The sequence below is a fragment of the Saccharopolyspora gloriosae genome (genome assembly GCF_022828475.1).
Lineage (GTDB): Bacteria > Actinomycetota > Actinomycetes > Mycobacteriales > Pseudonocardiaceae > Saccharopolyspora_C > Saccharopolyspora_C gloriosae_A.
This window is the reverse complement of sequence record NZ_CP059557.1, coordinates 6,795,882-6,821,944: the sequence shown is the minus strand read 5'-3', so window position 1 is coordinate 6,821,944 and position 26,063 is coordinate 6,795,882. Positions and strand designations below refer to the sequence as shown.

Annotated in this window: 17 protein-coding genes; 12 read left to right on the top strand and 5 right to left on the bottom strand. The window is 69.9% G+C overall.

From position 1 onward, the window contains the following. Nucleotides 1–6: 6 nt before the first annotated feature. Together H2Q94_RS30175 and H2Q94_RS30170 are read left to right on the top strand one after the other, a co-directional pair. Nucleotides 7–3,687: a transglycosylase domain-containing protein gene (locus H2Q94_RS30175; protein WP_243790546.1), complete on the top strand. Its 3,681-nt coding sequence runs from the start codon at nucleotides 7–9 to the stop codon at nucleotides 3,685–3,687. Between the two features lie 79 nt (nucleotides 3,688–3,766). Further along, nucleotides 3,767–5,425 carry a glycosyltransferase family 87 protein gene (locus H2Q94_RS30170; protein WP_397545396.1) on the top strand — a complete coding sequence of 553 codons (1,659 nt, stop codon included), beginning with the start codon at nucleotides 3,767–3,769 and terminating at the stop codon, nucleotides 5,423–5,425. 178 nt (nucleotides 5,426–5,603) lie between these two features. On the opposite strand, the gene H2Q94_RS30165 is transcribed toward H2Q94_RS30170, so the two are convergent. Continuing rightward, complete coding sequence (locus tag H2Q94_RS30165; RefSeq protein WP_243790544.1) at nucleotides 5,604–6,986, bottom strand: glycosyltransferase family 87 protein; 1,383 nt, start codon at nucleotides 6,984–6,986, stop codon at nucleotides 5,604–5,606. A gap of 142 nt (nucleotides 6,987–7,128) precedes the next feature. Continuing rightward, nucleotides 7,129–7,899 (bottom strand): deoxyribonuclease IV, encoded by a 771-nt coding sequence (locus tag H2Q94_RS30160; protein WP_243790542.1) that lies wholly within the window; start codon nucleotides 7,897–7,899, stop codon nucleotides 7,129–7,131. Between the two features lie 236 nt (nucleotides 7,900–8,135). Here H2Q94_RS30160 and H2Q94_RS30155 point away from each other — a divergent pair, with 236 nt between their 5' ends. From H2Q94_RS30155 to H2Q94_RS30125, 7 genes are all read left to right on the top strand, one after another. Beyond that, entirely contained in the window at nucleotides 8,136–9,125 is a 990-nt protein-coding gene (locus tag H2Q94_RS30155) for a hypothetical protein (protein ID WP_243790540.1), read from the top strand. A gap of 229 nt (nucleotides 9,126–9,354) precedes the next feature. After that, on the top strand, nucleotides 9,355–9,720 hold the full coding sequence (rpsF, locus tag H2Q94_RS30150) for a 30S ribosomal protein S6 (RefSeq protein ID WP_243790537.1): 366 nt from the start codon (nucleotides 9,355–9,357) through the stop codon (nucleotides 9,718–9,720). Nucleotides 9,721–9,819: 99 nt separating this feature from the next. Beyond that, on the top strand, nucleotides 9,820–10,317 hold the full coding sequence (locus H2Q94_RS30145) for a single-stranded DNA-binding protein (RefSeq protein WP_184484098.1): 498 nt from the start codon (nucleotides 9,820–9,822) through the stop codon (nucleotides 10,315–10,317). 47 nt (nucleotides 10,318–10,364) lie between these two features. After that, the gene (rpsR, locus tag H2Q94_RS30140) at nucleotides 10,365–10,604 is read left to right on the top strand and encodes a 30S ribosomal protein S18 (RefSeq protein WP_184484100.1); all 240 of its coding nucleotides are present in this window, start codon (nucleotides 10,365–10,367) and stop codon (nucleotides 10,602–10,604) included. A gap of 90 nt (nucleotides 10,605–10,694) precedes the next feature. After that, nucleotides 10,695–11,147: a 50S ribosomal protein L9 gene (gene rplI, locus H2Q94_RS30135; RefSeq protein ID WP_243790535.1), complete on the top strand. Its 453-nt coding sequence runs from the start codon at nucleotides 10,695–10,697 to the stop codon at nucleotides 11,145–11,147. A 659-nt stretch (nucleotides 11,148–11,806) separates the two neighbouring features. Then, nucleotides 11,807–14,179: a replicative DNA helicase gene (gene dnaB, locus H2Q94_RS30130; RefSeq protein ID WP_243790532.1), complete on the top strand. Its 2,373-nt coding sequence runs from the start codon at nucleotides 11,807–11,809 to the stop codon at nucleotides 14,177–14,179. Nucleotides 14,180–14,607: 428 nt separating this feature from the next. Then, nucleotides 14,608–16,986: an ATP-binding cassette domain-containing protein gene (locus tag H2Q94_RS30125; protein WP_243790530.1), complete on the top strand. Its 2,379-nt coding sequence runs from the start codon at nucleotides 14,608–14,610 to the stop codon at nucleotides 16,984–16,986. Between the two features lie 27 nt (nucleotides 16,987–17,013). On the opposite strand, the gene H2Q94_RS30120 is transcribed toward H2Q94_RS30125, so the two are convergent. Further along, entirely contained in the window at nucleotides 17,014–17,499 is a 486-nt protein-coding gene (locus H2Q94_RS30120) for a GNAT family N-acetyltransferase (RefSeq protein WP_243790528.1), read from the bottom strand. Between the two features lie 298 nt (nucleotides 17,500–17,797). Here H2Q94_RS30120 and H2Q94_RS30115 point away from each other — a divergent pair, with 298 nt between their 5' ends. Continuing rightward, a complete protein-coding gene (locus tag H2Q94_RS30115) occupies nucleotides 17,798–19,609 on the top strand; it encodes a hypothetical protein (RefSeq protein WP_243790526.1) in 1,812 nt (603 codons plus the stop codon). Between the two features lie 79 nt (nucleotides 19,610–19,688). On the opposite strand, the gene H2Q94_RS30110 is transcribed toward H2Q94_RS30115, so the two are convergent. Both H2Q94_RS30110 and H2Q94_RS30105 read right to left on the bottom strand, forming a co-directional pair. After that, nucleotides 19,689–21,212, bottom strand: coding sequence for an alpha/beta hydrolase (locus H2Q94_RS30110; protein WP_243790523.1), 1,524 nt, complete (start codon nucleotides 21,210–21,212; stop codon nucleotides 19,689–19,691). A 103-nt stretch (nucleotides 21,213–21,315) separates the two neighbouring features. Further along, complete coding sequence (locus H2Q94_RS30105) at nucleotides 21,316–21,963, bottom strand: HAD family hydrolase (protein WP_243790521.1); 648 nt, start codon at nucleotides 21,961–21,963, stop codon at nucleotides 21,316–21,318. Nucleotides 21,964–22,202: 239 nt separating this feature from the next. On the opposite strand from H2Q94_RS30105, the gene H2Q94_RS30100 reads away from it, so the two are divergent. Both H2Q94_RS30100 and H2Q94_RS30095 read left to right on the top strand, forming a co-directional pair. Beyond that, nucleotides 22,203–23,429, top strand: a complete 1,227-nt coding sequence (locus H2Q94_RS30100; RefSeq protein WP_243790519.1) for an MFS transporter — start codon at nucleotides 22,203–22,205, stop codon at nucleotides 23,427–23,429. A 553-nt stretch (nucleotides 23,430–23,982) separates the two neighbouring features. Beyond that, nucleotides 23,983–26,040: a PhoX family protein gene (locus H2Q94_RS30095; RefSeq protein ID WP_243790517.1), complete on the top strand. Its 2,058-nt coding sequence runs from the start codon at nucleotides 23,983–23,985 to the stop codon at nucleotides 26,038–26,040. Nucleotides 26,041–26,063: the final 23 nt, after the last annotated feature.

Sequence of the window (26,063 nt, the reverse complement as noted above, 5' to 3'; positions counted from 1 at the left end):
CAACTCGTGAACGACGAGCGTGACGACCCAGCTCGTGGCCGCCACTCCCGGCAGCCCGAAGGTCGCAACCCCGGTTCCCCCGACGACCGGGCCACGCCCCCCACGTCCCGGCAGCAGGCTCCGCGCTCGCAGGGGCCGCCGCCTTCTGGCGGCACGCCGCAGGGCGGTCGGCCGCCCGGACCGCAGAACCCCAACTCCGCACCACCCGGCGGTCAGCAGCCGGGAGGTCAGCGGCCCGGTGGGCAGCAGCAGCGCCCGCAGGGGCCGCCGCCCGGCCCTCCCCAGAACCCGCCTCCGGGACCGCCGCCGCAGAATCCCCCGCCCCAGAACCCGCCGCCGCAGAACCCGCCTGCGCAGAACCCGCCGCCGCAAAACCCGGCAGGGCAGCAGCGGCCGGCGGGTCCGCCGCCCGGCTACGGCCAGAGCGGTGCCCAGCAGGGGCCGGGTGAGGGCACTCGCAGGCAGCCGCCGCCCGGACGGGCGCGGCAGGGCGGCGAGCAGCCGCAGTGGCCCGGTGAGAGCGCGCAGCCGAGCGGGAACGACGCCGCGCGGCGCGGATCGGACAAGGACGCCGAGGCTCCCAGCGAGCAGACCGGCGCCTGGGTGCCGTCGTTCGACGACGATGACGACCCGCCGACCGGTAAGCGAGCCGCCGCGGACTCCGGTGACGGCGGGCGCAAGCTCGACCTGCCCACCTCGTTCACGAAGCAGCCGCCGCCCCCGCCGGACCAGCGCGCGCAGCGCCAGGCCGGCGCCGGGCAGCAGGGCCAGCCCGGTTCGAGTCAGTCCGGTTCGGCCCAACAATCCGGTTCGGCCCAGCCGCCCGGTTCAGGCCAGCCGCCCGCCTCGCCGGATCCGCAGAGCACCCAGCAGTTCGGGAAGCGGCCTCCGGGACAGCAGTCGACTCGGCAGGTGCCACCGCCGCCGCCCGGCGGCCAGCAGAGCACCAGGCAGGTCCCGCCGCCGCCCGGCAGGCCAGGACAGGCCGCGGTGCCTCCCGGTGAGCGGCCCACGGAGAACATTCCGCAGACCCCCGGTGACGGCAAGGACCAGGGCCGCGGCCGTGGTCGCGGAGCCGCCGCGGCCGGTGGTGTCGTCGGCGGTGTGGCCGGTGCGGCCGCATTAGGCGGCGCCGCCGCGGCCGCCGGTGGCGGAGCCGCGGGAGCAGCAGGCGGTGCCGCCGGTGGAGCGGCGGGAGCCGCAGGCGCAGCGGGCATGGGAGCCGGCAGCGGAGCCTCCGGCAACGACGCCCCGCGCGAACCGCAGCTGCTGACCCACGAGGCCACGCAGAGCTCCTACGACTACTACTCCTCCGACCCGTACTCCGACGGCGGCCGGTACGACGACTACGACGACGGCTACGACGACGGCAGGTACGACGACGGCAGGTACGGGGACGGCGGGTACGGGGACGGCGGGCATGGTGACGACGGCTACGGCCCCGACGACGAGCTGCTCGACCCGGACGACGAGTTGAGCGCCCGCAAGGCCAAGCGCAAGGTGATCTGGCGGCGCGTCCGCCGCAGTTGTTACGTCGCTGCCGCGGCGATGCTGCTGCTGGGCATCGGGACCTTCGCCTACGGCTACACCATGTGGCCGGTCCCGAACCCGGAGGAGATCGCCGCCAAGACCGAGCAGACGATCACCATCAACTACTCGAACGGCCAGGAGCTCACCCGGGTGGAGCCCGAGGGCGGTTCGATGACGATGATCCGGGACCTCGACGCCGAGGTCTCGAAGCCGATGAAGGACGCGACCGTCGCGGCCGAGGACGCGTCGTTCTACACCAACCCCGGCTTCTCGATCCGAGGCATCCTGGTCGCGGTGTACAACCAGATCGCCGGTGGCGCCGGCGGTGGTTCCACGCTGACCCAGCAGTACGTGAAGCTGGCGCTCGACCAGGACGAGTACTCGATCACTCGTAAGGTCAAGGAAGTCGTCGTCGCCTACAAGGTGACCAACCAGCAGTCGAAGAACGACATCCTCAAGGCGTACATGAACACCGCCTACTACGGTCGCGGCGCCAACGGCATCCACGCCGCCGCGGACGCGTACTTCGGCAAGCTGCCGAAGGACCTGAACCCGAGCGAGTCCGCGGTGCTCGCCGGCATGGTGCAGCGTCCCAGGGACAACGACCCGAGGGTCGACCCGGAGCAGGGCAAGTGGCGCTGGACCTACGTCGCCAACCAGATGCTGAAGAACAACTTCGTCAGCCAGGACGAGCGCGCGGGCATGCAGCTTCCCGAGACGCGGGATCGCTACGAGTGGAAGAGCAAGGCCGAGGGCAACGCCTCCCAGCTGCACATCCGCAAGCAGGTCCTCGCGGAGCTGGAGCGGGAAGGCTACGACGAGCAGGCGCTGACGCTCGGCGGCTACACCATCACCACGACCATCGATCCGGCCGCGCAGAAGAGCGCGGAGGAAGCGGTCACCAAGGTGCTGGACGGCCAGCCGCAGAACCTGCGCACCTCGCTGGTCGCCGTTGACCCGAAGACCGGTGGTGTGCGCGCCTACTACGGCGGCGGCAACGAGGTGTACTTCGACTACGCCGACTCGCCGCAGCCACCGGGTTCGTCGTTCAAGCCGTTCGTGGTGATGGCCGGTCTGGAGAAGGGCTACGGCATCGGCGAGTACTACGACGGCAGCGACCACCAGGAGATCCTGGGCACGACGTTCGGCAACGCGCCCGGTTCGGTGTGCGACAACCCGAAGTTCTGCGGTGTCCGCGAAGCCATGGACAAGTCGGTGAACACCGTCTTCGTGCGCATGGCGGAGAAGTTCGGGACCCCGTCGGTGCGGGAGGCCGCCATCCAGGCCGGCATCCCGGCCGAGTTCAACGGCGAGCCGACTCTGCAGAACCCCCAGGGCGGCGTCGACGCCGGTATCGCGCTGGGCGCCTACCAGGTGCGGACCATCGACATGGCCACGGCCTACGGGACCTTCGCGAACGAGGGCAAGCAAGTGCACCCGCAGTTCGTGCAGAAGATCGAGAACGCGGTCAAGACCGAGGAGTTCGCTCCGGAACCGTCGAAGCCCGCGTTCGCCGACAGCGCCTCCGAGAGCAAGAACCTCGCGGCGAACGTCATCGAGTCGATGCTCGGAGTGGCCGAACACTCCAAGCTGCCGCTGAACAAGGACCGGCCCGTCGCGGCGAAGACCGGTACCCACCAGTACTTCGACACGAAGAAGAACCAGAACGCCTGGATGGTCGGCACCACGCCGCAGCTGTCCGCGGCGGTCGGCATGCTCGCCGACGAGGACGGCAAGCCGATTCCGGTGGAGGCCGCGGGCGGCAAGACCGTCTACGGCAGCGGCTTGCCGGGCGACATCTGGCAGGAATTCATGAACAACTACCACCAGAACCTTCCGGTGGAGCAGTTCCCGAAGCCGGATCCCATCGGTCAGTTCGAGCAGAAGCTGCCGCCGACGCCGACCACGAGCAGCGCTCCGCCGCCCCCGCCGCCGCCGTCGGCACCGCCGGAGACGTCCACGTTGCCGCCGACCAGCAGTGAGAGCGAGACGTCGGAGAGCGAGTCGGAGAGCTCCGACCCGTCCGGTGAGTGCGGCTTGTTCGGTTGCCCGCCCGGCAGCGGCAACGGCAACGGCAACGATGAGGACGGTCCCGGCAACGACGGTCCGGGTGGCGCCAACGGCGTCGGCCCGACCCGAGGCCGCGACGGAGAATGACCCCGGCCCGCACCGGGTGGCCCGCGAAGCCACCCGGTGCGGGCGTCGGAGAACCGCCCGAACGCCGTAGCATCCGGGCGTGTCCACGAAGCCCGAGCACACCGTCACCGAGCCCGAGGAGCCCGACAAGGTGAGCGCGGTAGTGGACGGCGACTCGCTGGACGCGGCGGACCGGGTCGCTCCGACCTGGACAGAGTCCGTGGCGGCGGCGCTGTCCCGACCGCTCGGCGGCCCGCTCGGACGGCACGCCCAGGTCGGCAGGCAGTGGTTCTGGACGCCGCTGCGAGTGCTGCTGCTGCTGGCGATGATCACCCTCGCCGCGGCCTGGCTGTTCAAAGCCCCGTGCCTGCAGACCTACGACACCGCGCAGGGCACCCAGCTGGACTGGCGGGCGAACCGCCAGTACACGGCCATGTGCTACTCCGACATCATTCCCCGCTTCGGCATGGGCGACCTGGCCCCCGACGGGGTGTTCCCGTACAAGACGCCGTGGACGCAGAGCCCCGGAGCGGCGCCGCAAGAACAGCACTACATGGAATACCCGGTGGTCACGGGTGTCTTCCAGTGGCTCAACGCGAAGATCACCGACGGTTGGTCGACGCTGTCCGAAATGGGTCTGCTGCCCTCGGCGATGATCACCGTCCTGTACTTCAACGTCACCGCGTTCTGGCTGACCGCGGCCTGGCTCGTCACGGTGTGGGCCGTCATGGGACTGGCGGGCCGCCGAGTGTGGGACACGGCGCTGGTCGCGCTCAGCCCGCTCGTGTTCGTGCACGCCTTCACCAACTTCGACACGCTCGCGGCCGCGTTCGCCGTCGGTGGGCTGCTCGCGTGGTCGCGACGACGACCCTGGCTGGCCGGGGCGCTGATCGGCATCGGCGGCGCGGCGAAGCTGTATCCGCTGTTCTTCCTCGGCCCGCTGCTGATCCTGTGCCTGCGGTCCGGGCGAATGCGCGCGGGCGGACGCGCGGCCGCCGGCGCCGCCGCGGCGTGGCTGGTGGTGAACCTGCCGATCCTGCTGCTGTACCCGGTGGGCTGGGGCGAGTTCTACCGGCTCAACGCCTCCCGCGCCGCCGACCCGGACTCGCTGTACAACGCGCTGGCCTACTTCACCGGCTGGGCCGGGTTCGACGGGCCGCTCGCCCCGGGACAAACCCCTGCCGTGCTCAACGCGGTATCGCTCGGACTGTTCGCACTGGCCTGCGTCGTGATCGGCTGGCTGGCCATGGCCGCGCCCGTGCGGCCCCGGCTGGTGCAGCTGTGCTTCCTGGTCGTGGCCGTGTTCCTGCTGACCAACAAGGTGTGGAGCCCGCAGTACTCGCTGTGGTTGGTGCCGCTGGCGGTGCTGGCCGTGCCGCGCTGGCGGTGGCTGCTGAGCTGGATGATCGTGGACGCCGCGGTGTGGGCGCCGCGGATGTACTACTACCTGGGCACCGGCAACAAGGGCCTGCCCGAAGGCTGGTTCCTCGGCGCGGTGTTGATCCGCGACCTCATGGTGGTCGCGTTGTGCGCGCTCGTCGTGCACGAGATCTTGAACCCGGCGGCCGACCGGGTGCGCCGCGCGCTGGCGCCGGTCGGATCGCACGGGCAGGTCGTGGCCGACGACCCGTCCGGCGGTTTCCTCGACGGTGCGCCGGATCGGGTCACGTTGCCGTGGCCGCGAGGTGCGGCTGAACGGATCACCAACTGGACGAGAACCCTCACCGGCCCCGGTGATTCACGTGCTCAGCGCGGTTGAGGGGAACTCGGCGGAACCCCGGTGAGCCCCTCGCTGCGGGATCCTTTTCCCTGGTGGCTCCGCTACGAGGGAAATCGCTGTCCTTGCGAGAGGCTCACTGAGAACCCGCCGGTGGTCGTCTCGACGTGGGTCATGCGCTTCGCCGCGGGGCACGGCTTCGCCGCTGACGAGATGATGATCAAGTGCCGTCGTGCGAGGGCTGTTGATTCACTCGTCGTTCGAGGGCGGAGCGTTCGTCCTCGTCGACGGTGGACGTCGAACCGAGGAAGGCCGGGAACAGGCCGACGAGCAGGGCGGCTCGGCCCCAGACCCCGATCATCAGGGCCTGCGCGGTGAAACCGTCGTTGATCCCGTCGGCCTCCGCCAGCCACCGGAAGATGCTGATGCCCATCGCCAGATCGGCGAGCACGTACGCGACGACCCAGCCCCAGCGGACCCGCAGCAGCACGAAGAACGGCAGCAGCCACAACGTGTACTGCGGCGAATGCACCTTGTGCAGCAGCAGGAATCCGCACAGCATCGCCGCCGACACCTGGATCCACGGGTACGTCCCGGTCCGCCGCTGCACCCACCGCCCGGCCAGGCAGGCGGCGGCGAACGACAGCAGCATCGCCACCGGGGACACGACGCTCATCGCGTCCTGGAAACCGTCGGCGTCGGCGACACCGCGCAATCCCCAGTACCAGATGGAGTTCGTGCTCAGATCGACCTGGCGATCGGACTGGAACGCGAACGAAGCAAGCCAGCCGCGGAAACCGGCCAGCGCGAACGGCAGATTCGCCACCACCGCGGTGCCCACCGCGGCCCCCACGACCGCCAGCGCCCCGCGCACGTCGAACCGCTTGCCGACCGGCAGCGCCGCTCCGTCGCGGCCGCCGGTGAGCACGAACAACGCCAACGGCAGCACGAACAGGCCCGGATAGATCTTGAACGCGAATCCGGCGCCGAGCAGTACCGCGCCCCACAGCGCCCGGTGCCGCAGCGCCGCCCCGCCTCGGTGCACCACGAACACCGCCGCGACCGCGCACGCCACCACCGGCAGATCCCAGTTGTGGAACGCGTACAGCACCAGCGGCGGACTCAGCGCCCACAGCAACGCCCGCCAGCCGCTCAACCGGCCCAGCCACCACGCCACCCCCAGCCCGAACGGAGCCATGATCAGCGCGGACGCGGCGAGGAACCCGGCGTCGGTGTCCACGAACACCGCGCCCAGCCAGATCAGCAGCCCGGACAGCACCGGATACTCGACGACACCGCCGTAGAGCGAACCGTCCTCGTCCATCCCGCCGTGCACGTAGGGGAACACGTGCCGGTCGATGTCCCGGCCGATCCACAGGTTCTGGATGTCGGAGTAGCAGACCTCGCTGTAGGCCCGCTCCTGGTACGCCGGTTCGGAACGGCCCCACTCGTTGAACTCCGGGCCGGTGCAGCGCGCCTTGTTCGCATGGCCCGCCGCCAGCGTCAATGCCGTGATCAGGCATAACAGCGCCAGCGCCGCGAACGTGAGGCGCCGCCCCGCGCCGCTTGGAGCGCCGGACGCCGGTTCGGCCGGGAGCTGCATCGGTGTCCTTCCCCGCCGGGTCCGGTCCGCGATGCGTCCGCGGCGGATTCGTGGCGGCAGCCTCACCGGTTCCGCTCGCGCGGGAACCGGTGAGGTGCGTCGCGTGCGGCTTGTCGTGGGCGACCCTAACGGCCGGTGCGGATCAGCCGCGCACCTTGTCGCGGAGGTAGCCGATGTCGTCGGCCTGGCCGTCGCCGGGGGTCTCCACCACGACGGGCGCACCCGCCGTGTCGCACACCGCGACCAGCAGGTCGGGGTCGATCTCGCCCGCGCCGATGTTCGCGTGCCGGTCCCGGGACGAGCCGAACGCGTCGCGGGAGTCGTTGAGGTGCACCAGGTCGATCCGGCCGGTGATCGCCTTCACCCGCTCGGCGATGCCCGGCAGGTCCTCCCCCGCCGCGTGCGCGTGGCAGGTGTCCAGGCAGAACCCGGCGCCGAACTCGCCGACCGCGTCCCACAGCCGGGAGAGCATGTCGAAGCGGCGAGCCATCGCGTTGGCGCCGCCCGCGGTGTTCTCGATCAGCACCGGCACCGCGAAGCCACCCTCATCGGCCTGCCGCTCGAACAGCTTGCGCCAGTTCGCGATGCCCTCCACCGGATCGTCGTCCTTGGTGACGTGCCCGCCGTGCACGACCAGCCCGTGCGCGCCGACGTCGGCGGCGGCCTTCGCCTGCTGCGCCACGGCCTTGCGGGAGGGGATGCGGATCCGGTTGTTCAACGAGGCCACGTTGATCACGTACGGGGAGTGGATGAACACCGTGAGATCGCTGTCGCGCAGCTCGGCGGCCTGCGGATGCGGCTTCGGGGCCTTCCAGCCCTGCGGGTCGGACAGGAAGAATTGCACGACCTCGGCGCCCCGCTCCTGAGCGGCGGTGAGCGGGTCGTCGTCGCGAACGTGAGCCCCAATGCGCATTCCCGCAGCTTAGCCGCCGGGTCGGGGCGTTTTCGCCCGGCGGGTGGGGTGCCGCGACGCCGCCGACCGGTCGGTTCCCGAGGCTGGTGGGGCCGGTCTTCTCGATCGATCCGGTTTCTCAATATGCGGATTCTGCGAAGTTTTCATGTGCAGGCCGTCACCATTCCCACGGTTCACACGTTATTTTCCTTAGAAGAGTGAACGGGTGTCACGGGGTCGTGCAGCGGGGAGGAACCATGAGTGACGAATACGTGCGTCCTGATCGGGGTCCGAAGTCGCAGGTCAACCCGTTGATCCGCAGAAGCCGCGCGGGGCTCGGCCGGGTGCTCGCCGCAGGGACCGTCGGCGCGTTGGTCACCGCGAGCAGCCTGCTCGGCGCGGGCTCCGCGAGCGCCGCGGGCTCCGCCGTCATCGACCAGTGCACCGGCACCACCGACAGCACCGAGTTCGGCCAGAACATCCTGGCCTCCCCGAACACCCTCGACGACAAGGTGCACCAGGCGACGCTGCTGGTCTTCCCGTTCGGCTTCGACATCGCCGACCAGGCGAAGGCGGAGTTCGACGGAAGCGGCGCGATCAACCTCGGCACGGTCACCTCGGAGACGCAGAAGTTCACCGGCAAGAACCTCGCACAGGCGTTCACCCCGCAGATCGACGGCCTGTCGGCGTTGCAGGGCCGTGGCGCCGAGGTGAGCAAGCACGTCCGCAACCTCGCCGCGCTCGGCTGCTTCGGCGCGAAGGTGACCGGGCAGGAGCAGCCCGCACCGCCGCCGCCCGCACCGGAACCCGAACCCGAACCCGAACCGACCGAGCAGCCCACTCCTCCCCCGTCCAGCGAGCAGCCCACCGAGCCGGGCGTGCAGCCGACGGCGCCGGGTTCGGCCGTCCCCGGTTACGGGACGGGCGCACCGGTGGTCGTCGTGCCGCCGAGCTACGCGTCCGGCGCTCCCGGCATGCCCGGCGCGCTCCCGCCGTGGGCGCAGGCCCGGTTCGGCGCCGTGCCCGGATTCGAGCCGAACGTCGGTGACCTGCGCGCACAGGCGGCGGAGCAGGAACGCCAACGGGCCGAGCAGGCCGCGCAGGAAGAGGTCCGCGCCGCGGGCAAGGCGGAGGCCCTGCCGATGGGGCAGAGCAACCGGGTGGCGCTGCCGGTGTTGATCGCCGCGATCTCGCTGGCGGGCGTCACCGCGGCGCTGGTCCGCACTTGGGTTCTGCGCCGAGCCTGATTCCACGCGGCTCCGCTCCGGAGCCCGATTGGCATTGAAGATCGAATTCGGCATTTCCGGGCGCCCTGAGCGGAAATGCCGAATTCGTCATTTCCACGTCTCTCGCGAGGCGTCCGGTACCCGGCTCGCCGGGCCGTCGGACCAGGTTGCTAGCCTTGTCGAGTTCGTGAACGACCCTCCTGCCACGGAAAGTCCGTGGCCGTGAGTCCACAGGAGGTGAGTGGTCTTCATGCGTCATTACGAGCTCATGGTCATCCTCGACCCGAGCCTGGACGAGCGCACTGTGCCTCAGTCCCTGGAAAACTTCCTCAAGGTCATCCGCAACGACGGTGGCAGTGTCGAGAAGGTCGATGTGTGGGGCCGTCGTCGGCTCTCCTTCGAGATCGACAAGCAGGCCGAGGGCATCTACGTCGTGGTCGACCTCAACAGCGAGCCGGCCTCGGTCAAGGAGCTGGACCGCCAGCTGAACCTGAACGAGACCGTCCTGCGCACCAAGGTGCAGCGGCGCGTCGTCGAACCGCGCAAGGCGGCCCGCGTCGCCCGTGCGGCGGCGAAGGCGACCAAGCACGCCAACCGCTCCGAGGCCTCGGCCTGAGCGAGCGCGACCGGAATATTCCGGTTCGCAGGCAGGCGATCCGTACTCAGGTGACCCGAACTTCAAGAGACCTCGCATGTCAAGGACGGAGTCCAGGCGATGGCCGGTGAAACGGTAATCACGGTGGTCGGCAACCTCACCGCCGACCCGGAACTGCGCTTCACGCCCTCCGGTGCTGCCGTGGCGAACTTCACGATCGCCTCGACGCCGCGCACCTTCGACCGCCAGTCCGGTGAGTGGAAGGACGGCGAGGCGCTGTTCCTGCGCTGCAACATCTGGCGGCAGGCCGCGGAGAACGTGGCCGAGACGCTGACCCGCGGCATGCGGGTCGTGGCGCAGGGCCGGTTGCGTCAGCGTTCCTTCGACACGAAGGAAGGCGAGAAGCGCACCGTCGTCGAGCTCGAGGTCGACGAGATCGGGCCAGCCCTGAAGTACGCGACCGCCAAGGTGAACAAGGTCAGCCGCAGCGGTGGCGGCGGCGGTGGTTTCGGTGGCGGTGGCGGCGGTGCGTCCGCGCCTCCCGCCGACGACCCGTGGGGTTCGGCTCCGCCCGCCGGTTCTTCCGGTGGCGGATTCAGCGACGAACCGCCGTTCTGACGGCCGCGCGCTCACTCGACTCGTATTAGCTTTTCAGGAGGAAGACCATGGCCAAGGCGCCAGTGCGCAAGCCGAAGAAAAAGGTCTGCGTGTTCTGCAAGGACCGTGCGGCGCAGAGCATCGACTACAAGGACACGACGCTGCTGCGGAAGTACATCTCCGACCGCGGCAAGATCCGTGCCCGTCGGGTGACCGGCAACTGCAGCCAGCACCAGCGCGACGTCGCCATCGCGGTGAAGAACGCCCGCGAGATGGCGCTGCTGCCCTACACCTCGACCGCCCGCTGATTCGAGACCGCTCGTCCGATCCGCGCCGCCGTGTGCCGCGCGGGTCCGGATGCCCGCGGTCTCGTGAGAGACGCTAGAAGGAGACACGTCGTGAAGATCATTCTGACTGCTGACGTGACCGGCCTGGGCGAGTCGGGTGACATCGTCGAGGTCAAGGACGGCTACGCACGCAACCTGCTGCTGCCGCGCGGCCTGGCGATCGTCGCCACCAAGGGCGCGCAGAAGCAGGTCGAGACGATCCGTCGCACCCAGGAAGCGCGCCGGGTTCGCAACCTGGAGCACGCGCAGGAGCTGAAGGCTCAGCTGCAGGAGCTCGGCGCGGTCACGCTGACCGCGAAGGTGTCCAAGCAGGGCAAGCTGTTCGGCTCGATCACCGCCGCCGATGTCGTGGCCGCGGTGCGCAAGGCCGGTGGCCCGAACCTGGACAAGCGTTCGGTGGAGCTGCGCGGGCACATCAAGGACCTCGGCAAGCACGGGGTCGATGTCCGGCTGCACCCCGACGTCAAGGCGTCGGTGAACGTCCAGGTGTCGGCCGCGAGCTGACCTGGCACGCATTCGGTGGACGGAAGTCCGGGCCTGCGCCCGGACTTCCGTCTCCGAGCGCTGATCTCGTTCGCCCGGTCTCTTCGGTTTCCGAGCGGGTCGGATCGGTGCTGCGGGGAAGCCGGCTGATCGCTCGGCCGGTGCTTCCCTCGCCTGCTTCGCGGATGTTTCGAGCTGCCCCGGCAGGGGACACGATGATCACCCGATCGTCCGCTTGACGATTACAGAAGTCGTTCGTGTGCCACTGAACTCGACACGCCGAACAGGCAACTTCCCCGGGACACGCCGGGATTTTTTCAACAGATTTTTCCACAAGTAGCCCACAAGGGCTGACCTGCACTTTTCGGATGATCTTGGTCGGTTGTCCCCAGGTTGTCCCCATCGGTTCCACCGAGTTGTACACAGGTATCCCCAACTTGTCCCCAGGTGTCCACAGGTTGTCCCGATGCTTGTCCACAGCTCGGTTTGCTTGGTCCATGCGGGCGATCTAGCTTCGCCGAGCGCGCCCGCGCGTGACGGTTCGTGATCAGGTGGCGAGGCGTGCCGTCCGTTCCCGCGCACCGGCGGTGAGCGCGATCGAGGGGCGCCGATTGGATCGCGCGACCAGTAAGGCCGCCCGCAGCGGTGGCGGGTGACGGTGTCGGAGGTGACGGGTACCGGTGGCGTTGGCAGACGAACGAGGCGCTCAACCCGCGTCGAACGGGGATCACGGCTTCGAACGCCAGCCCCCGCAGGATCTGGCCGCGGAGCAGTCCGTCCTCGGCGGCATGATGCTCAGCAAGGACGCCATCGCCGACGTCGTCGAAGTGCTCACGCCGAACGACTTCTACCGTCCGGCGCACCAGGCGATCTACGACTGCGTCCTGGACCTCTACGGCCGCGGTGAGCCCGCCGACGCGATCACCGTCTCGGCCGAACTGGAACGCCGCCAGGAGCTCAAGCGCATCGGCGGCGCCCCCTACATGCACACGCTGATCGCCAGCGTGCCCACCGCGGCCAACGCCGGTTACTACGCGGAGATCGTCGCGGAGAAGGCCGTGCTGCGCCGCCTCGTCGAAGCGGGCACCCGCATCGTCCAGCTCGGCTACCACGGCGCCGAGGGCTCAGCGATCGAAGAGGTCGTGGACCGCGCGCAGTCCGCCATCTACGACGTGACCGAGAAGAACACCAGCGAGGACTACGCGGCGCTGGAAGACCTGCTGCAGCCCACGATGGACGAGATCGACGCCATCGCCTCGCGCGGCGGCGAGTCCCAGGGCATCCCCACCGGCTTCACCGACCTGGACGAGGTCACCAACGGCCTGCACCCCGGCCAGATGATCATCGTTGCGGCGCGTCCCGGTGTCGGCAAGGCGCTCGCGCTGGACACCCCGCTGCCCACCCCCGACGGCTGGACCACGATGGGCGAGGTCGCGACCGGTGACGAGCTCATCGGTGTGGCGGGCCGCCCGGTGCGGGTGCTGCGCGCGACGGAAGTGCTCACCGACCGCCCCTGCTACGAGATCGAGTTCTCCGACGGCGGCGTGATCGTCGCCGACGCCGAACACCAGTGGCGGCTCGCCGACGGCGACGTGCTGACCACCGCGCGGCTGGCGGCGGAGCAGGCCCGGCCGCAACTTCCCGCGCACGGCGGATTCCGGTTGCCCCAGCAGGAGCTGCCGGTGGCGCCCTACGCGCTCGGCGTGTGGCTCGCGGCGGGCGACGGTTCCGGCGAGGTGCACGGTGACCGGGAACTGCTGGAGCTGGCCGGCCTGGCCCACGCGACGGAATCGGACGGGGCCGCGGTCACCACCGTCGGCGCCGTCGTCGAGTACCCGGACGAGCCCGCCGAGCCGGAGCGCTCCGAAGCCGAGGAATCGGCGAAGCCCGCCTTCGGCGTCGACATCCCCGCCGCGCTCAGCCGATTCGGCGCGTGGGACGACCACGACCTGCCGCTGGCCTACCTGCGAGCCAGCGAGGAACAGCGCCGGGCGCTGCTGGCCGGTCTGCTCGACGCGGCCGGTTCGGTCAGCGCCGACGGGACGCTGCGCCTGGAGATCAGCGAGCCGCTTTCGGTGCGAGTCCGCGAGCTCGTGCTCAGCCTCGGCTACACCTGCGGAGCCCGGATCGCCGAATCCGAACAGGGCGACTTCGACCGGGTCGCGCTCGTCTTCGACAGCGGCGCGGACGAGGTGTTCCGGCTGCCCGCGAAGAACACCGAGCACAAGAAGGCTCGGCAGGAGCAGGCTCAGCCGCTGCGCTCCGTCGTCGACATCCGCGAGGTGCCCGGCGTGCCGGTGCGCTGCGTCGAGGTCGACGCCCCGGACCACCTGTACCTGGCCGGTCGGGGCATGGTGCCCACGCACAACTCGACGCTCGGCCTGGACTTCGCCCGCACCGTGTCGATCAAGCACGGCATGGCCAGCGTCATCTTCTCGCTGGAGATGGGCAAAACCGAGATCGTGATGCGCATGCTGTCCGCGGAGGCGCGCATCCGGCTCGGCGACATGCGCGGTGGCCGCATGACCGACGACGACTGGACGCGGCTGGCCCGCCGGATGAGCGAGATCAGCGAGGCGCCGCTGTACGTGGACGACTCGCCGAACCTGACGATGATGGAGATCCGCGCGAAGGCGCGGCGGCTCAAGCAGCGCGCCGACATCCAGCTCGTGGTGCTCGACTACATGCAGCTGATGACCTCGGGCAAGCGCGTCGAATCACGGCAGCAGGAGGTCTCGGAGTTCTCCCGAAACCTCAAGCTGCTCGCGAAGGAACTCGAAGTTCCCGTCGTCGCCATCTCCCAGCTCAACCGTGGCCCCGAACAACGGAACGACAAACGCCCACAGCTCTCCGACCTGCGTGAAAGTGGTTCACTGGAACAGGACGCGGACATGGTGATCCTGATTCACCGGCCGGACGCGTTCGAACGGGACGACCCGCGCATGGGCGAGGCGGACCTGATTCTGGCAAAGCACCGCGCCGGCCCGACCAGCACGATCACCGTCGCGCACCAGCTGCACTACAGCCGTTTCGTGGACATGGCTCCGGAATGAGCCATGCGGTTCGGGCGCGAATAGCGGGGTACCAGGTCGTCCGCAGGTCGCGGTCCGAAAAGGCGGTGGCGATGCCGGCGCCCTTGCCGAAGTTCTCGTGCGGGAACGGCGTCGTCTCGGGTGCGAGCAGAAGAACCACGCACGCCGGGTGAAGGTGGACTCGATACCGAGTCCTAGTTCGAAACCCTGACCGGGCGGCACAACTCCCCTGCCCGTGATCGGCGGTCCACGGTGATCGCGGGCGCAGGCTTCCGTCGCGTGCGCACGGGCCTACCTGCGTGGACGGTACCGTGAGTGGTCCTGCGCACGGCGTCGCGATCACGGCCCGCGCGGGCGCAGGGGCACAAGCGGCACGGTTCGAAGCCGGGCCGGATCTGGGGAGCCGGGCGGGTCCGTGGAGAGCGGACCGCTCGACGGATGGAGACACCATGAGCAAGGTGACCAGCACGGCCGAGCCGCACATCGCTGACACTCACGACCTGATTCGCGTGCAGGGGGCGCGGGAGAACAACCTCCAGGACGTCAGCGTTGAGATTCCGAAGCGGCGGCTGACGGTGTTCACCGGGGTGTCCGGCTCCGGCAAGAGCTCGCTCGTGTTCGGGACCATCGCCGCCGACTCGCAGCGGATGATCAACGAGACCTACAGCGCCTTCGTGCAGGGATTCATGCCGACGCTGGCGCGGCCCGACGTCGACGTCCTCGAAGGACTGACCACCGCGATCATCGTGGACCAGGAGCGGATGGGGTCCGACCCCCGATCCACGGTCGGCACCGCCACCGACACCGGCGCGATGCTGCGCATCCTGTTCAGCAGGCTCGGGCAGCCGCACATCGGCTCGCCGCAGGCGTTCTCCTTCAACGTCGCCTCGATCAGCGGGGCGGGCGCGGTCACGATGGAACGCGGCGGGCAGACCGTGAAGGAGCGGCGCAGCTTCAGCGTCACCGGGGGAATGTGCCCGCACTGCGAAGGCCGGGGCGCGGTCACCGATTTCGACCACGCGCAGCTGTTCGACGCGGACAAGTCGCTGGCCGAGGGGGCGCTCACCATCCCCGGTTACAGCATGGACAGCTGGTACGGGCGGATCTACATGGGCTCGGGCTTCCTCGACCCGGACAAGCCGATCCGGAAGTACTCGAAGGCGGAACTGCACGACCTGCTGCACAAAGAAGCGACCCGGGTCAAGGTCGACAACGTCAACGTGACCTACGAGGGCGTGATCCCGCGGATCCGGAAGTCGTTCCTGGCCAAGGACCGGGAGGCGATGCAGCCGCACATCCGCGCGTTCGTGGACCGGGCGATCACCTTCACCGACTGCCCGGAGTGCGAGGGCACGCGGCTCAGCGCGGCCGCCCGGTCGTCGAAGATCGACGCGATCAACATCGCCGACGCGTGTTCGATGCAGATCAGCGACCTCGCCGACTGGGTGCGGGGGCTGGCCGAGCCGTCGGTGGCGCCGCTGCTGGAGAAGCTGCTGCACACGCTCGACTCCTTCGTGGAGATCGGGCTCGGGTACCTGTCGCTGGACCGGCCGTCGGGCACGCTCTCGGGCGGTGAGGCGCAGCGGACCAAGATGATCCGCCACCTCGGTTCCTCGCTCACCGACGTCACCTACGTCTTCGACGAGCCGACGATCGGGTTGCACCCGCACGACATCCAGCGGATGAACGCCCTGCTGCTGCGGCTGCGGGACAAGGGCAACACGGTGCTCGTCGTGGAGCACAAGCCGGAGACGATCGCGATCGCCGACCACGTCGTTGATCTCGGCCCGGGAGCGGGCACGGCCGGTGGCGCCGTCTGCTTCGAGGGTTCCGTGGCGGGGCTGCGCACGGGCGGCACGATCACCGGCCGCCACTTCGACGACCGGACGGCGCTCAAGGACTCGGTGCGGCAGCCGACCGGGGCGCTGGAGGTCCGCGGCGCGGACTCGCACAACCTGCGCGGCGTTGACGTGGACGTTCCGCTCGGGGTGTTGTGCGTGGTCACCGGGGTGGCCGGGTCCGGTAAGAGTTCGCTGATCCAAGGTTCGGTGTCGGGGCGCGACGGTGTGGTGACCGTCGACCAGGGCGCGATCCGCGGGTCGCGGCGCAGCAACCCGGCGACCTACACGGGGCTGCTCGACCCGATCCGCAAGGCGTTCGCGAAGGTCAACGGGGTGAAGCCGGGGCTGTTCAGCGCCAACTCCGAAGGCGCCTGCCCGAACTGCAACGGTGCCGGTGTCGTCTACACGGACCTGGCGATGATGGCGGGGGTGGCCACCACCTGCGAGGAGTGCGAGGGCAAGCGCTTCCAGGCGTCGGTGCTGGATCACCAACTCGGCGGGCGGGACATCAGCGAGGTGCTCGCGATGTCGGTGACCGAGGCCGAGGAGTTCTTCGGTTCCGGTGCGGCGCGCACGCCGGCCGCGCACAAGATCCTCACGCGGCTGGCCGACGTGGGGCTGGGGTACATCAGGTTGGGGCAGCCGCTCACCACGCTGTCCGGGGGTGAACGGCAGCGGCTCAAGCTGGCCACTCACCTGGGCGAGAAGGGCGGTGTCTACGTCCTCGACGAGCCGACCACCGGCCTGCACCTCGCCGACGTGGAACAACTGCTCGGTCTGCTCGACCGGCTGGTGGACTCCGGGAAGTCGGTCATCGTCGTGGAGCACCACCAGGCCGTGATGGCGCACGCGGATCGGATCATCGACCTCGGCCCCGGTGCCGGGCACGACGGTGGGCGGGTCGTTTTCGAGGGCACCCCGGCCGAGCTGGTCGCCGACCGCTCCACCCTCACCGGCGAGCACCTCGCGGCCTACGTCGGAGCATGAGCAGCCGTCTCGCCCGTGCGGTCGCCGTCAGAACGGGCAGTACATGACGTGCAGGCCGATGCGTCCGAGGTCCGGGTGCTGGAAGGCGCCGGGGACGGTGCCGATCACGGTGAAGCCGAGGCGTTCGTAGAGCTTGACCGCCGAGCGGTTCGACTCGACGACCGCGTTGAACTGCATGCCTGCGTAGCCCTCGTCGCGCGCCCAGCGCAGGGTGTCCTCGCACAGCGCGGCTCCGACGCCGCGCCCGCGGGCGTCCGCGGCGACCATGAAACTCGCGGTGGAGACGTGCGCTCCCGGTCCCGCGCGATTGGGACCCATCTTGGCGGTGCCCAGCACCCGGTCGTCGTCGACGGCGACGACGGTGCGACCGGGGGACGTCTCCAGCCACAGGCCGCGGGCCTGCTCGGCGGTGAGGTCCGGGTCGTAGCAGAACGTGTCCTGGGCGCGGGCGATCTCGCGGATGATCGGCCACACCTCGGGCCAGTCGGGCTCGTCGAACTTCCGGATCCGCATGGCGGGAACGCTAGTTCGGCGCGGATGGCGGGACAATCGAATTGTCGCGCGCGACTCGGTGGCGGCTTCGTTCTCGTTCGTGGCCGCCAGTGCGGCGGATCGTCCGTCTCGTGTTCGCCGAGCTCGTCGCAGGGGGCGTTGATTCGCCTTGCCCGTCCGGGTCGAATCGCCTCGTCCGGCGGGGTGTCGCGGTAGCACGACAGGGTCATGCCGACACGCCGACGCATGTGCTGCCGGAGTGATCATCGTGGGCTGCCTACCCTCGATCACGTCGGCATTCCGCGCGAAGGGCGAACTCATGCGCACCGTATTCCTGCACGGCGACGTGGATCGCTTCGCCGCCACCGCGGCCGAGCTGTCCGAGCGCTTCGGTGCGCGTGCCGAAGTTCCCGGCCTCGTCGACACGCTGCTGCGCGACAAGTGCGCGCGGGACGGGCTGCTGGCGCGCTGGACGACGACCGACGTGACGCGGCTGCTCACGGAGGTGGTGCCGCGGCACCTGGTGCTGCCGCGCTGGTCGGCGGTGCCGGAGCTGCTGCACGACTGGGTCGATTTCCTCGCCGCCGAGCGCCTGCTGATGTCCGGTAGTGCCCCGGTGCCCGCGTTGCACGCCGCGATCGATCGGGCCGCCCCCGAGTACCTGGCGGCGATGGCGGATCCCGCCGAGTGGGGGCCGGAGAAGTTCTGGTCGCTGGCCGCGCGGGAACACGGCGTGGACCTGGGCTCCGATGGCGCCTTCGCGCGGTTCGTGGAGTCCGTGGACGACGGTGTCGTCGACCTGGATCGGGACTTGCTGCGCGCGATCGAGGAACGGGCGGAGCGGGAAGGGCTGCCGGTGCCCGCCTACTGGCTGCCGCCGATGCGGGTGCCGGACGAGTCCACTCCGGACACCGAGGCGGCGCGGACCGGGATCGTCGCGCGAATGGCGGAGCTGCACGGCTGGATCGGTGCGGGCCGGGGGAAGGACGAGTTCGGCGACCTGGCCGGTGCGCTGGGCTGCGACCTGCCCGCCATGCGCCTGACGCTGGAGTGGGCCGTGCGCGTGCATCTCGTCCGGGTCGTCGGTGATCGGGTGGTGCGCAGCGCGATCAGCGGGGCGCTGCTGGCCGAGCCCGGTGTGCTGTGGACCCGGTTGTGGCAGATGTTCGTGCTGCTGGACGAGGTGCTCGACGCCGAGGCCGAAGTGCTGGACGGGCTGCTCGGCGGCGAGGACGCCTTCCCGGAGGTGGTGCAGGCGATGCTGAGCGCGCTCTACACCGACACCGAAGCGGTCCCGCTGGAGCAGGTCGTGAGCCTGGTGGCGCACGCGCTGGCGGAGGACGGTGCCGTCGAAGGGGAGACCAGGGCGGCGGTGGCGCGGGTCGTGGTCCGGGTGCTCGATCAGTGGGAGCTGATGGGCATGCTGCGCCGCCACGCCACGGAGCTCCCGGAACTGCTGGAGCGGATCGAAGCGTTCGCGCCAGGCGGCGAAGCCGACCACACGGTGATCGAGCTGATGCCGTTGGGCGTGTGGGCCGCGCACGGCGCGCTGCGGGAGTTCGGATTCATCGCCCCGACGTTGGACGAGGTCGTGGAGTCGCCCGCGGAGGTCGTGGTGCTGGCGCTGCCGGGCAGCCCGCCGGACGTCGTGGAGGAGGTCGTCGCGGCCTGGGTCGGGTCCAGAGGACGTGCGGCGGCGAGCTTGGAACTGGCTGAGCTGCTGCGCCGAGTCGACGACCCCGAGGTGCGGCTCGGCGCGTTGTGGCTGCTGGAGCACACCGGGGACGAGGGCGTCGCCGCGGTGCTGGACCTGCGCGAGGACCCGGTGTGCGGACCCGCGGCACGAATGTGGCTGCGGGTGCGGCCGAACGGGCAGGAGGTCGAGCTGCGCGATGGCGATGAACTGGTCGTGGCGCTGGACACGATGGTGGTGACCGCCCGCGAGGACACGGCCGCGTTCCTCGCCGATTTCCGCACCCACACCACGCCCGACCAGCTCGCGGTCCTCGACGAGATCACCAGGACCGGGGACGCGCGGGCCGACCTGGTGCTGGGCGTCGTCGCCGCCGAGCACCCCGACGAGCGGGTGTCGAAGGCGGCCAAGCGTTGTTTGAACCGCCTCAACACCTAGGCCTCCGCACCCGGATCAGGGGCGTCCCATCCGGCCGGAGTGGCCGGATGGAACGCCCTGGAGCAGTCGGCGGAACGGGTCAGTTCGCGTCGCCGCGGGTGGCCGAGGCCGCGCAGGACATGTCCTGCTCCGGCCGTTCGCCGTCGACGAGGAACGCGGTGGTGACGTCCAGCGCGCAGGCGTTGCCGCTGTTCAGGTAGGCGCCGTGCCCGGCCTCGTCGACGCTCACCAGCCGCGCCCGGTCCCCGAACTTCTCCCGGAGCATCTCGGCGCCGAGATGCGGCGTGACCGGGTCGCGCCGGTTCTGCACGATGAGCACGTTCTGCGAGCCGTCGTCGATGACCGGCGCCGGCGGCTCGGCGGGCTCGTGCGCCCAGAACGCGCAGGGCATCACGTTCGCGGTGGCCGCGCCGTAGAGCGGGAACCTCTCGCGGTCCTCGGCCACGCCGTGCCGGTAGGTCTTGATGTCCTCCGGCCAGTTGACGTCGTTGCAGCTCACCGCGAGGAACACGGACAGCGAGTTGTCCGCGGGGGAGAGCTGTCCGGCCGGGCCGTCGGTCGCGCCGAGCTGGTTGCGCACGGCGGCCTCGTCGGAGTCCCGCAGCGACTGCCAGAGCTGCGCGGTGCGGCCGTAGGCCGGTTCGCCGAACAGGCCGCCGAAGGTGGCCAGCCGGAATATTCCGCCGTCGACCCCGGCCACCGGTTGAGCGTGGAGGCGGTCGGCGAGCTCGAAGTAGGTCCGCCGCACTTCCTCGGGCGTGCTGCCCAAGCCGTAGGACCCGTGCCGTTCGGCGACCCACGCTGCGAAGTCCGGGAACGCCTGCTCGGTGCCGAGCCCGTACCGGCGCATTCCCTCCCGGTCCAGGACGGTGTCGCCGATGATGCTGTCCAGCACCACCCGGTCGGTGCGCTCCGGGAACATCGAGGCGTAGGCGGAACCGAGTGCGGAACCGTAGGACGCCCCGTAGAAGCCGGCCTTCTGCTCACCGAGCGCGGCCCGGATCCGGTCCAGGTCGCGGGCCATGTTCGCGGTGGTCAGGCTGCGCAGCCGTCCGTCCTGGTCGTGCTGGTCGCACTGCTCGGCGATCCTGCGGGCGGGCTCGGCCCGCTCGATGACCGCGGCGTCGTCCACCGCATAGGGCGGCATGTTGCCGTAGCGGGCCTGCTCCTCGGTGAATCCGCAGCTCACCGGTGACGAATGCCCGACTCCCCTGGTGTCCATCCCGATCAGGTCGTAGCCGTCCAGGACGCTCGAGGGCAGTCCCTGCTTGGCCAGGTCGGCCGAGAAGGTCAGTCCCGATCCGCCCGGTCCGCCCGGGTCGAGCAGCAGCACGCCGCGTCGCCGCTCCGGGTTCTGGCTGGCCATCCGCGAGATCATGAGGTCCATCTGCGGGCCGTCCGGGTCCGCGTAGTTCACCGGCACCGGCAGCACCGCGCACTTGATGTCGTACGGCGCGGTCGGCACGTCCGCCGGGCACGGTCCCCACTGCAGCTCCGGCGCCGGTGGTTCCGCCGCCGATGCCGGTATCGCCAGCAGTGAGCTCGCCAAGCCCGCCGCGATCAGCGCCGCCGCAGTCCGGCCTGCGCTCCTGTTGAGATCCATCTCCGCCCCTCATCTCCCGGTTCTCCCTTTGGGGAGCACTCAAGGGCGTGCCCTGAGGGCCGGGTCAACGCGGCGGGGCGAAGTTGCTCCGTTCGGACGCGGTTCAGCCGAGTTCGTCCAGGGCAGCGGGGAGTTCGGTGATGTCGCCGAGTACGCGGTGCGTTCCGGCGAGGGCGTCCGCGGCCGGTGGGAAGTGCGGGTTCGGGACGGCGAGCACCGTGGTTCCCGCCGCGATCGCGGCGCGCAGGCCGTTGCTGGAGTCTTCGACGGCCACGCAGTCGGTGGCGGCGACGCCGAGCATGCGGGCCGCTTCGAGGTAGACGTCGGGCGCGGGCTTGCCTGCGCCGACCTGTTCGCTGGAGACGGTGGCGCCGACGGAGACACCGGTGCTGTCCAGGAACGCCTGGATGATGCGCGGTGGTGCGGAGCTGGCGATCGCGATGGGGAACCGTTCGGCGACGCGGCGCACGGTGTCGGTCGCGCCGGGCAGCACGGGGGCGTCGTCGGCGTAGACGCGGGCCATCTCGGCGATGACCTTCTCGGCCGCGTCGTCGGCGGTGAGCCGGGCGCCGAGGTCTTCGACCAGGTAGCGCGCCCATTCGGGGGTGCTCATGCCTTGCATGGCCTCGGTCGCGCCGTCGGCCCATCGGCCGCCGTGGGCCGCGACGACTTCGCGGCGGATGCGGTCCCAGAGTTGTTCGGAGTCGACGAGGACGCCGTCGAGGTCGAAGAGCACGGCTGCTGGTTGCACGCCGCCGATCGTAGGAGCTTCGGGCCGGTGTCCGCGCACGTTGGGCGGGGTGGTGCCGAATTGCTCCGATCGCGTTCGTGCACTGCGTCGAACGGACCCTTCCCGGTTGTGGGGCTGCTCATGGTGGCTGGCCGGACATTCCCGAAAAAGTTAGCATGGCAAACGAAATACAGGGTGGTCGTTCACCTCGAGGCGCGGAACGGCTCACCTCCGTTTCGAGAACCGAGGAGTGGCGGCCGATGAGCGGCACGCACGACGTCCGGCTGCTGGACGTCTTCAAGGGCCAACCCAAGGCGGTGTGGATCACGGCGTTCGCCGCCGTGATCGCCTTCATGGGCATCGGCCTGGTCGATCCGATCCTGCTGTCCATCGCCGAAGCCCTGCACGCCGGACCTGAGCAGGTGACCCTGCTGTTCTCGTCCTACCTGGGCGTTCAGGTCATCGCGATGCTCGTCACCGGTGCTTTCAGCGCCCGATTCGGCCCGAAGCGGACGGTGGTCACCGGCCTCGTCCTGATCGTGCTGGCCACCGTCGCCTGCGCCGTCGCCGGTTCGATCGGGCAGCTCGTGGCGCTGCGCGCGGTGTGGGGCCTGGGCAACGCGTTCTTCATCGCGACCGCCCTGTCGGTGATCGTCGGCGCGGCCAGCGGCGGCCAGCAGGCGGCGATCCTGCTGTACGAGGCGGCCCTCGGCATCGGTCTGTCCACCGGCCCGCTGCTCGGCGCGCTGCTGGGCAACATCTCCTGGCGCGGTCCGTTCGCGGGCACTGCGGTGCTGATGGCGATCGCGCTGGTGCTCTCGGCCGGTTTCCTGCCCGCGGACGAGAAGGACCCGGCGAAGCGGCCGAAGGTGCGGCTGCTCGATCCGCTGCGCGCCCTCAAGCACGGCGGACTGCTGCGCACGGCGCTCGGTTCGGCGTTCTACACGGCGGCGTTCTTCGTGGTGCTGGCCTGGGCGCCGTTCGTTCTGGAGTTCGGCGCGATCGCCGTCGGCCTGGTGTTCTTCGGCTGGGGCCTGTGCGTTGCGGTCGCGGGCGTGACGCTCGCGCCGAAGCTCGCCGCCCGGTTCGGGGACGCGGGCGGCACGGTGATCGCCGTGCTGCTCTACGCGGTGCTGCTGGCGGTGATGGCGATCGGGACGAAGCCGGTCGTGGTGGTGGCGGTGATCCTCAGCGGTATCGCCTCCGGCCTGCTCAACACCTTGTTCACCGGCACCGCGATGAGCGTGAGCGACGCGCCGCGTCCGGTGGCCAGCGCCGGGTACAACTTCTGCCGCTGGTTCGGCGGAGCCGTGGCGGCGACGCTCGTCGGGCACGTCGCGGACTGGTTCGGTTCGCCGCACGCCCCGTTCGCGGTTGCGGCGGCGCTGTGCGTGATCTCGGCTTGCCTGCTGGTCACGGACCTGCGCAAGACCGACGACCCGCACCGAGTCCCGGCCGAGGCCGCCGCCGTCGGCGAAGAGTTCTGACCCCAACCCCGATCCGAGTGAGCGGACCGTTCGTCCAATCCCGTTGGACGAACGGTCCGCTCACTCGTTCTCGAGGGTGGATGTCGCTCGCCGGTACGGCGGCGGGGTGGAGTGAACGGACCGCTTGTCCAATCCCGTTGGACGAACGGTCCGCTCACTCGTTCCCGAGGGTGGATGTCGCTCGCCGGTACGGCGGCGGGGTGGAGTGAACGGACCGCTTGTCCAATCCCGTTGGACGAACGGTCCGTTGACTCATTCCCGATCGGCGGTGTTCCGCCGGTGGGTGCCGGGGGCGGCTCGAGTGAACGGACCGTTTGCCCAGTCTCGTTGGACGGACGGTCCGTTGACTCCTGTCGCGGAGTGGGCTTGCGGTACGCGTGCGCCATTGCGCAGAGTGAGCGGGTCACGCGTTTCAGCGACCGAAATGACCGCTCCACGCCGATCGTGAGCGACCTAGCGTCGTAATTTCGGGTGCTGTTCACCTTCTTGTCCAGGAACTCTCGCCTGATCGGCATAGCGTCGCGTTGTTCCTGACTGACATTTGGAGGTCCGTTTGCCTTCCCGACCGGACAGCGGGCGGGTCGTCCCGCTCCCACTTCTGTCGAACCACTCGGCGCGTCGTGCCTCGGCGACCTGCAAGTACCGCTGTGGCAACGCCTGCGCGCACGAAGCACCGAACACCTCCGCCAACGGCTACTTCGGCGACATCGTGGAGAGCGTGCTCAACCGCCGCGGTGCGCTCAAGGCCGGCAGCGTGCTGGCGCTGGCAGTCGGCGGAGCCTCCGCTCTGTCCGGCACCGCCGCGGCCGTCGCACCACAGGCGACCAGCGGCGGGCGGGTCGTGCCGGGCACCGACTTCGCCCCGGTCGTGCCGAACAAGGAAGACCGCGTCACCATCCCCGAGGGCTACGAGCAGGGCATCGTGATCCGCTGGGGCGACCCGCTGGTCGAAGGTGCGCCGGAGTTCGACTTCAACGGCCAGACCGCTGAGGCCCAGGAGAAGCAGTTCGGCTACAACAACGACTTCGCCGGGTTCGTGCCGCTCGACGGCAGCGGCAGGCGCGGTCTGCTCACGGTCAACCACGAGTACACGACCGAGACGCACATGTTCTCGAACTACGACGAGAACAACCCGACCGAGCAGCAGGTCCGCATCTCGTGGGCCGCGCACGGCCTGTCCGTGGTGTACGTGGAGAAGGAACGCGGCAAGGGACTCGCCCCGAAGCCCAGCAAGTACAACCGGCGCATCACCTTGAACACCGAGTTCGAGGTGCGGGGACCCGCCGCGGGCAGCGACTACCTGAAGACCTCGGTCGACCCCACCGGCACCAAGGTCTTCGGCACTCAGAACAACTGCGCGGGCGGCGTCACCCCGTGGGGCACGATCCTGTCCGGCGAGGAGAACTTCCACCAGTACTTCGGCCACTCCGAGCTGATCACCGACCCGGTCGCCACCGAGCGCTACGAGCGCTACGCCGTCGGCACCGGTGAGACCGAGCGCAAGTGGGAGCGCTTCGACAAGCGCTGGGACGTCTCGCGCGAGCCGAACGAACCGCACCGCTTCGGCTGGATCGTGGAGATCGACCCGAACGACCCGGAATCGACCCCGATCAAGCACACCGCGCTGGGCCGGTTCAAGCACGAAGGCGCCAACATCAAGGTCGCCGAGGACGGCCGGGTGGTCGCCTACTCCGGTGACGACGAGCGCTTCGACTACATCTACAAGTTCGTCTCCAACGGCCGCATCAAGCCGGGCAAGAGCGCGCACGCGCGGCGGCACAACTCGGCGCTGCTCGACGACGGCACCCTCTACGTCGCCAAGTTCAACGGCAACAGCCCGGCAGGCGAGATCGACGGCACCGGCAAGCTGCCCGCCGACGGTCACTTCGACGGCACCGGCGAGTGGCTGAAACTGGCCGGCGGCACGGAATCCTTCGTGCCGGGCTTCACCGCCGAAGAGGTCTACGTGTTCACCCGGCTCGCCGCCGACGCGGTCGGCGCGACGAAGATGGACCGCCCGGAGGACATCGAGCCCAACCCGGTCAACGGCCGCATCTACTGCGCGCTGACGAACAACTCCAACCGCGGTTCCGCGGACAACGCGCCCGCCGACGAGGCCAACCCGCGGGTCGGCAACAAGCACGGGCACATCTTGGAGTTCGACGACGACACCACCGGCACCGCGTTCCGGTGGAACCTGCTGCTGGTCTGCGGTGACCCGAACGACCCGGGCACCTACTTCGGCGGTTTCGACAAGTCGCAGGTCAGCCCGATCTCGTGCCCGGACAACGTGACCTTCGATCGGTTCGGCAACCTGTGGATCACGACCGACGGCAACGAGCTCGGTTCCAACGACGGCCTGTTCGCGGTGCCGGTCGAGGGGCCGGAACGCGGCAAGGTGAAGCAGTTCCTCACCGTGCCGGTGGGCGCCGAGACCTGCGGTCCCGTCGTGTTCGACGACCTGATCACGGTCAACGTGCAGCACCCGGGTGAGGACGCCGAGGACGCCCAGCACCCCACCTCGCACTGGCCGGACGGCGGCACTTCGCAGCCGCGTCCGTCGGTGGCGGCGGTGTGGCGCGCGGACGGCGGGGAGATCGGCCGCCGCTGACACGACGACATGACGTCGGCGGT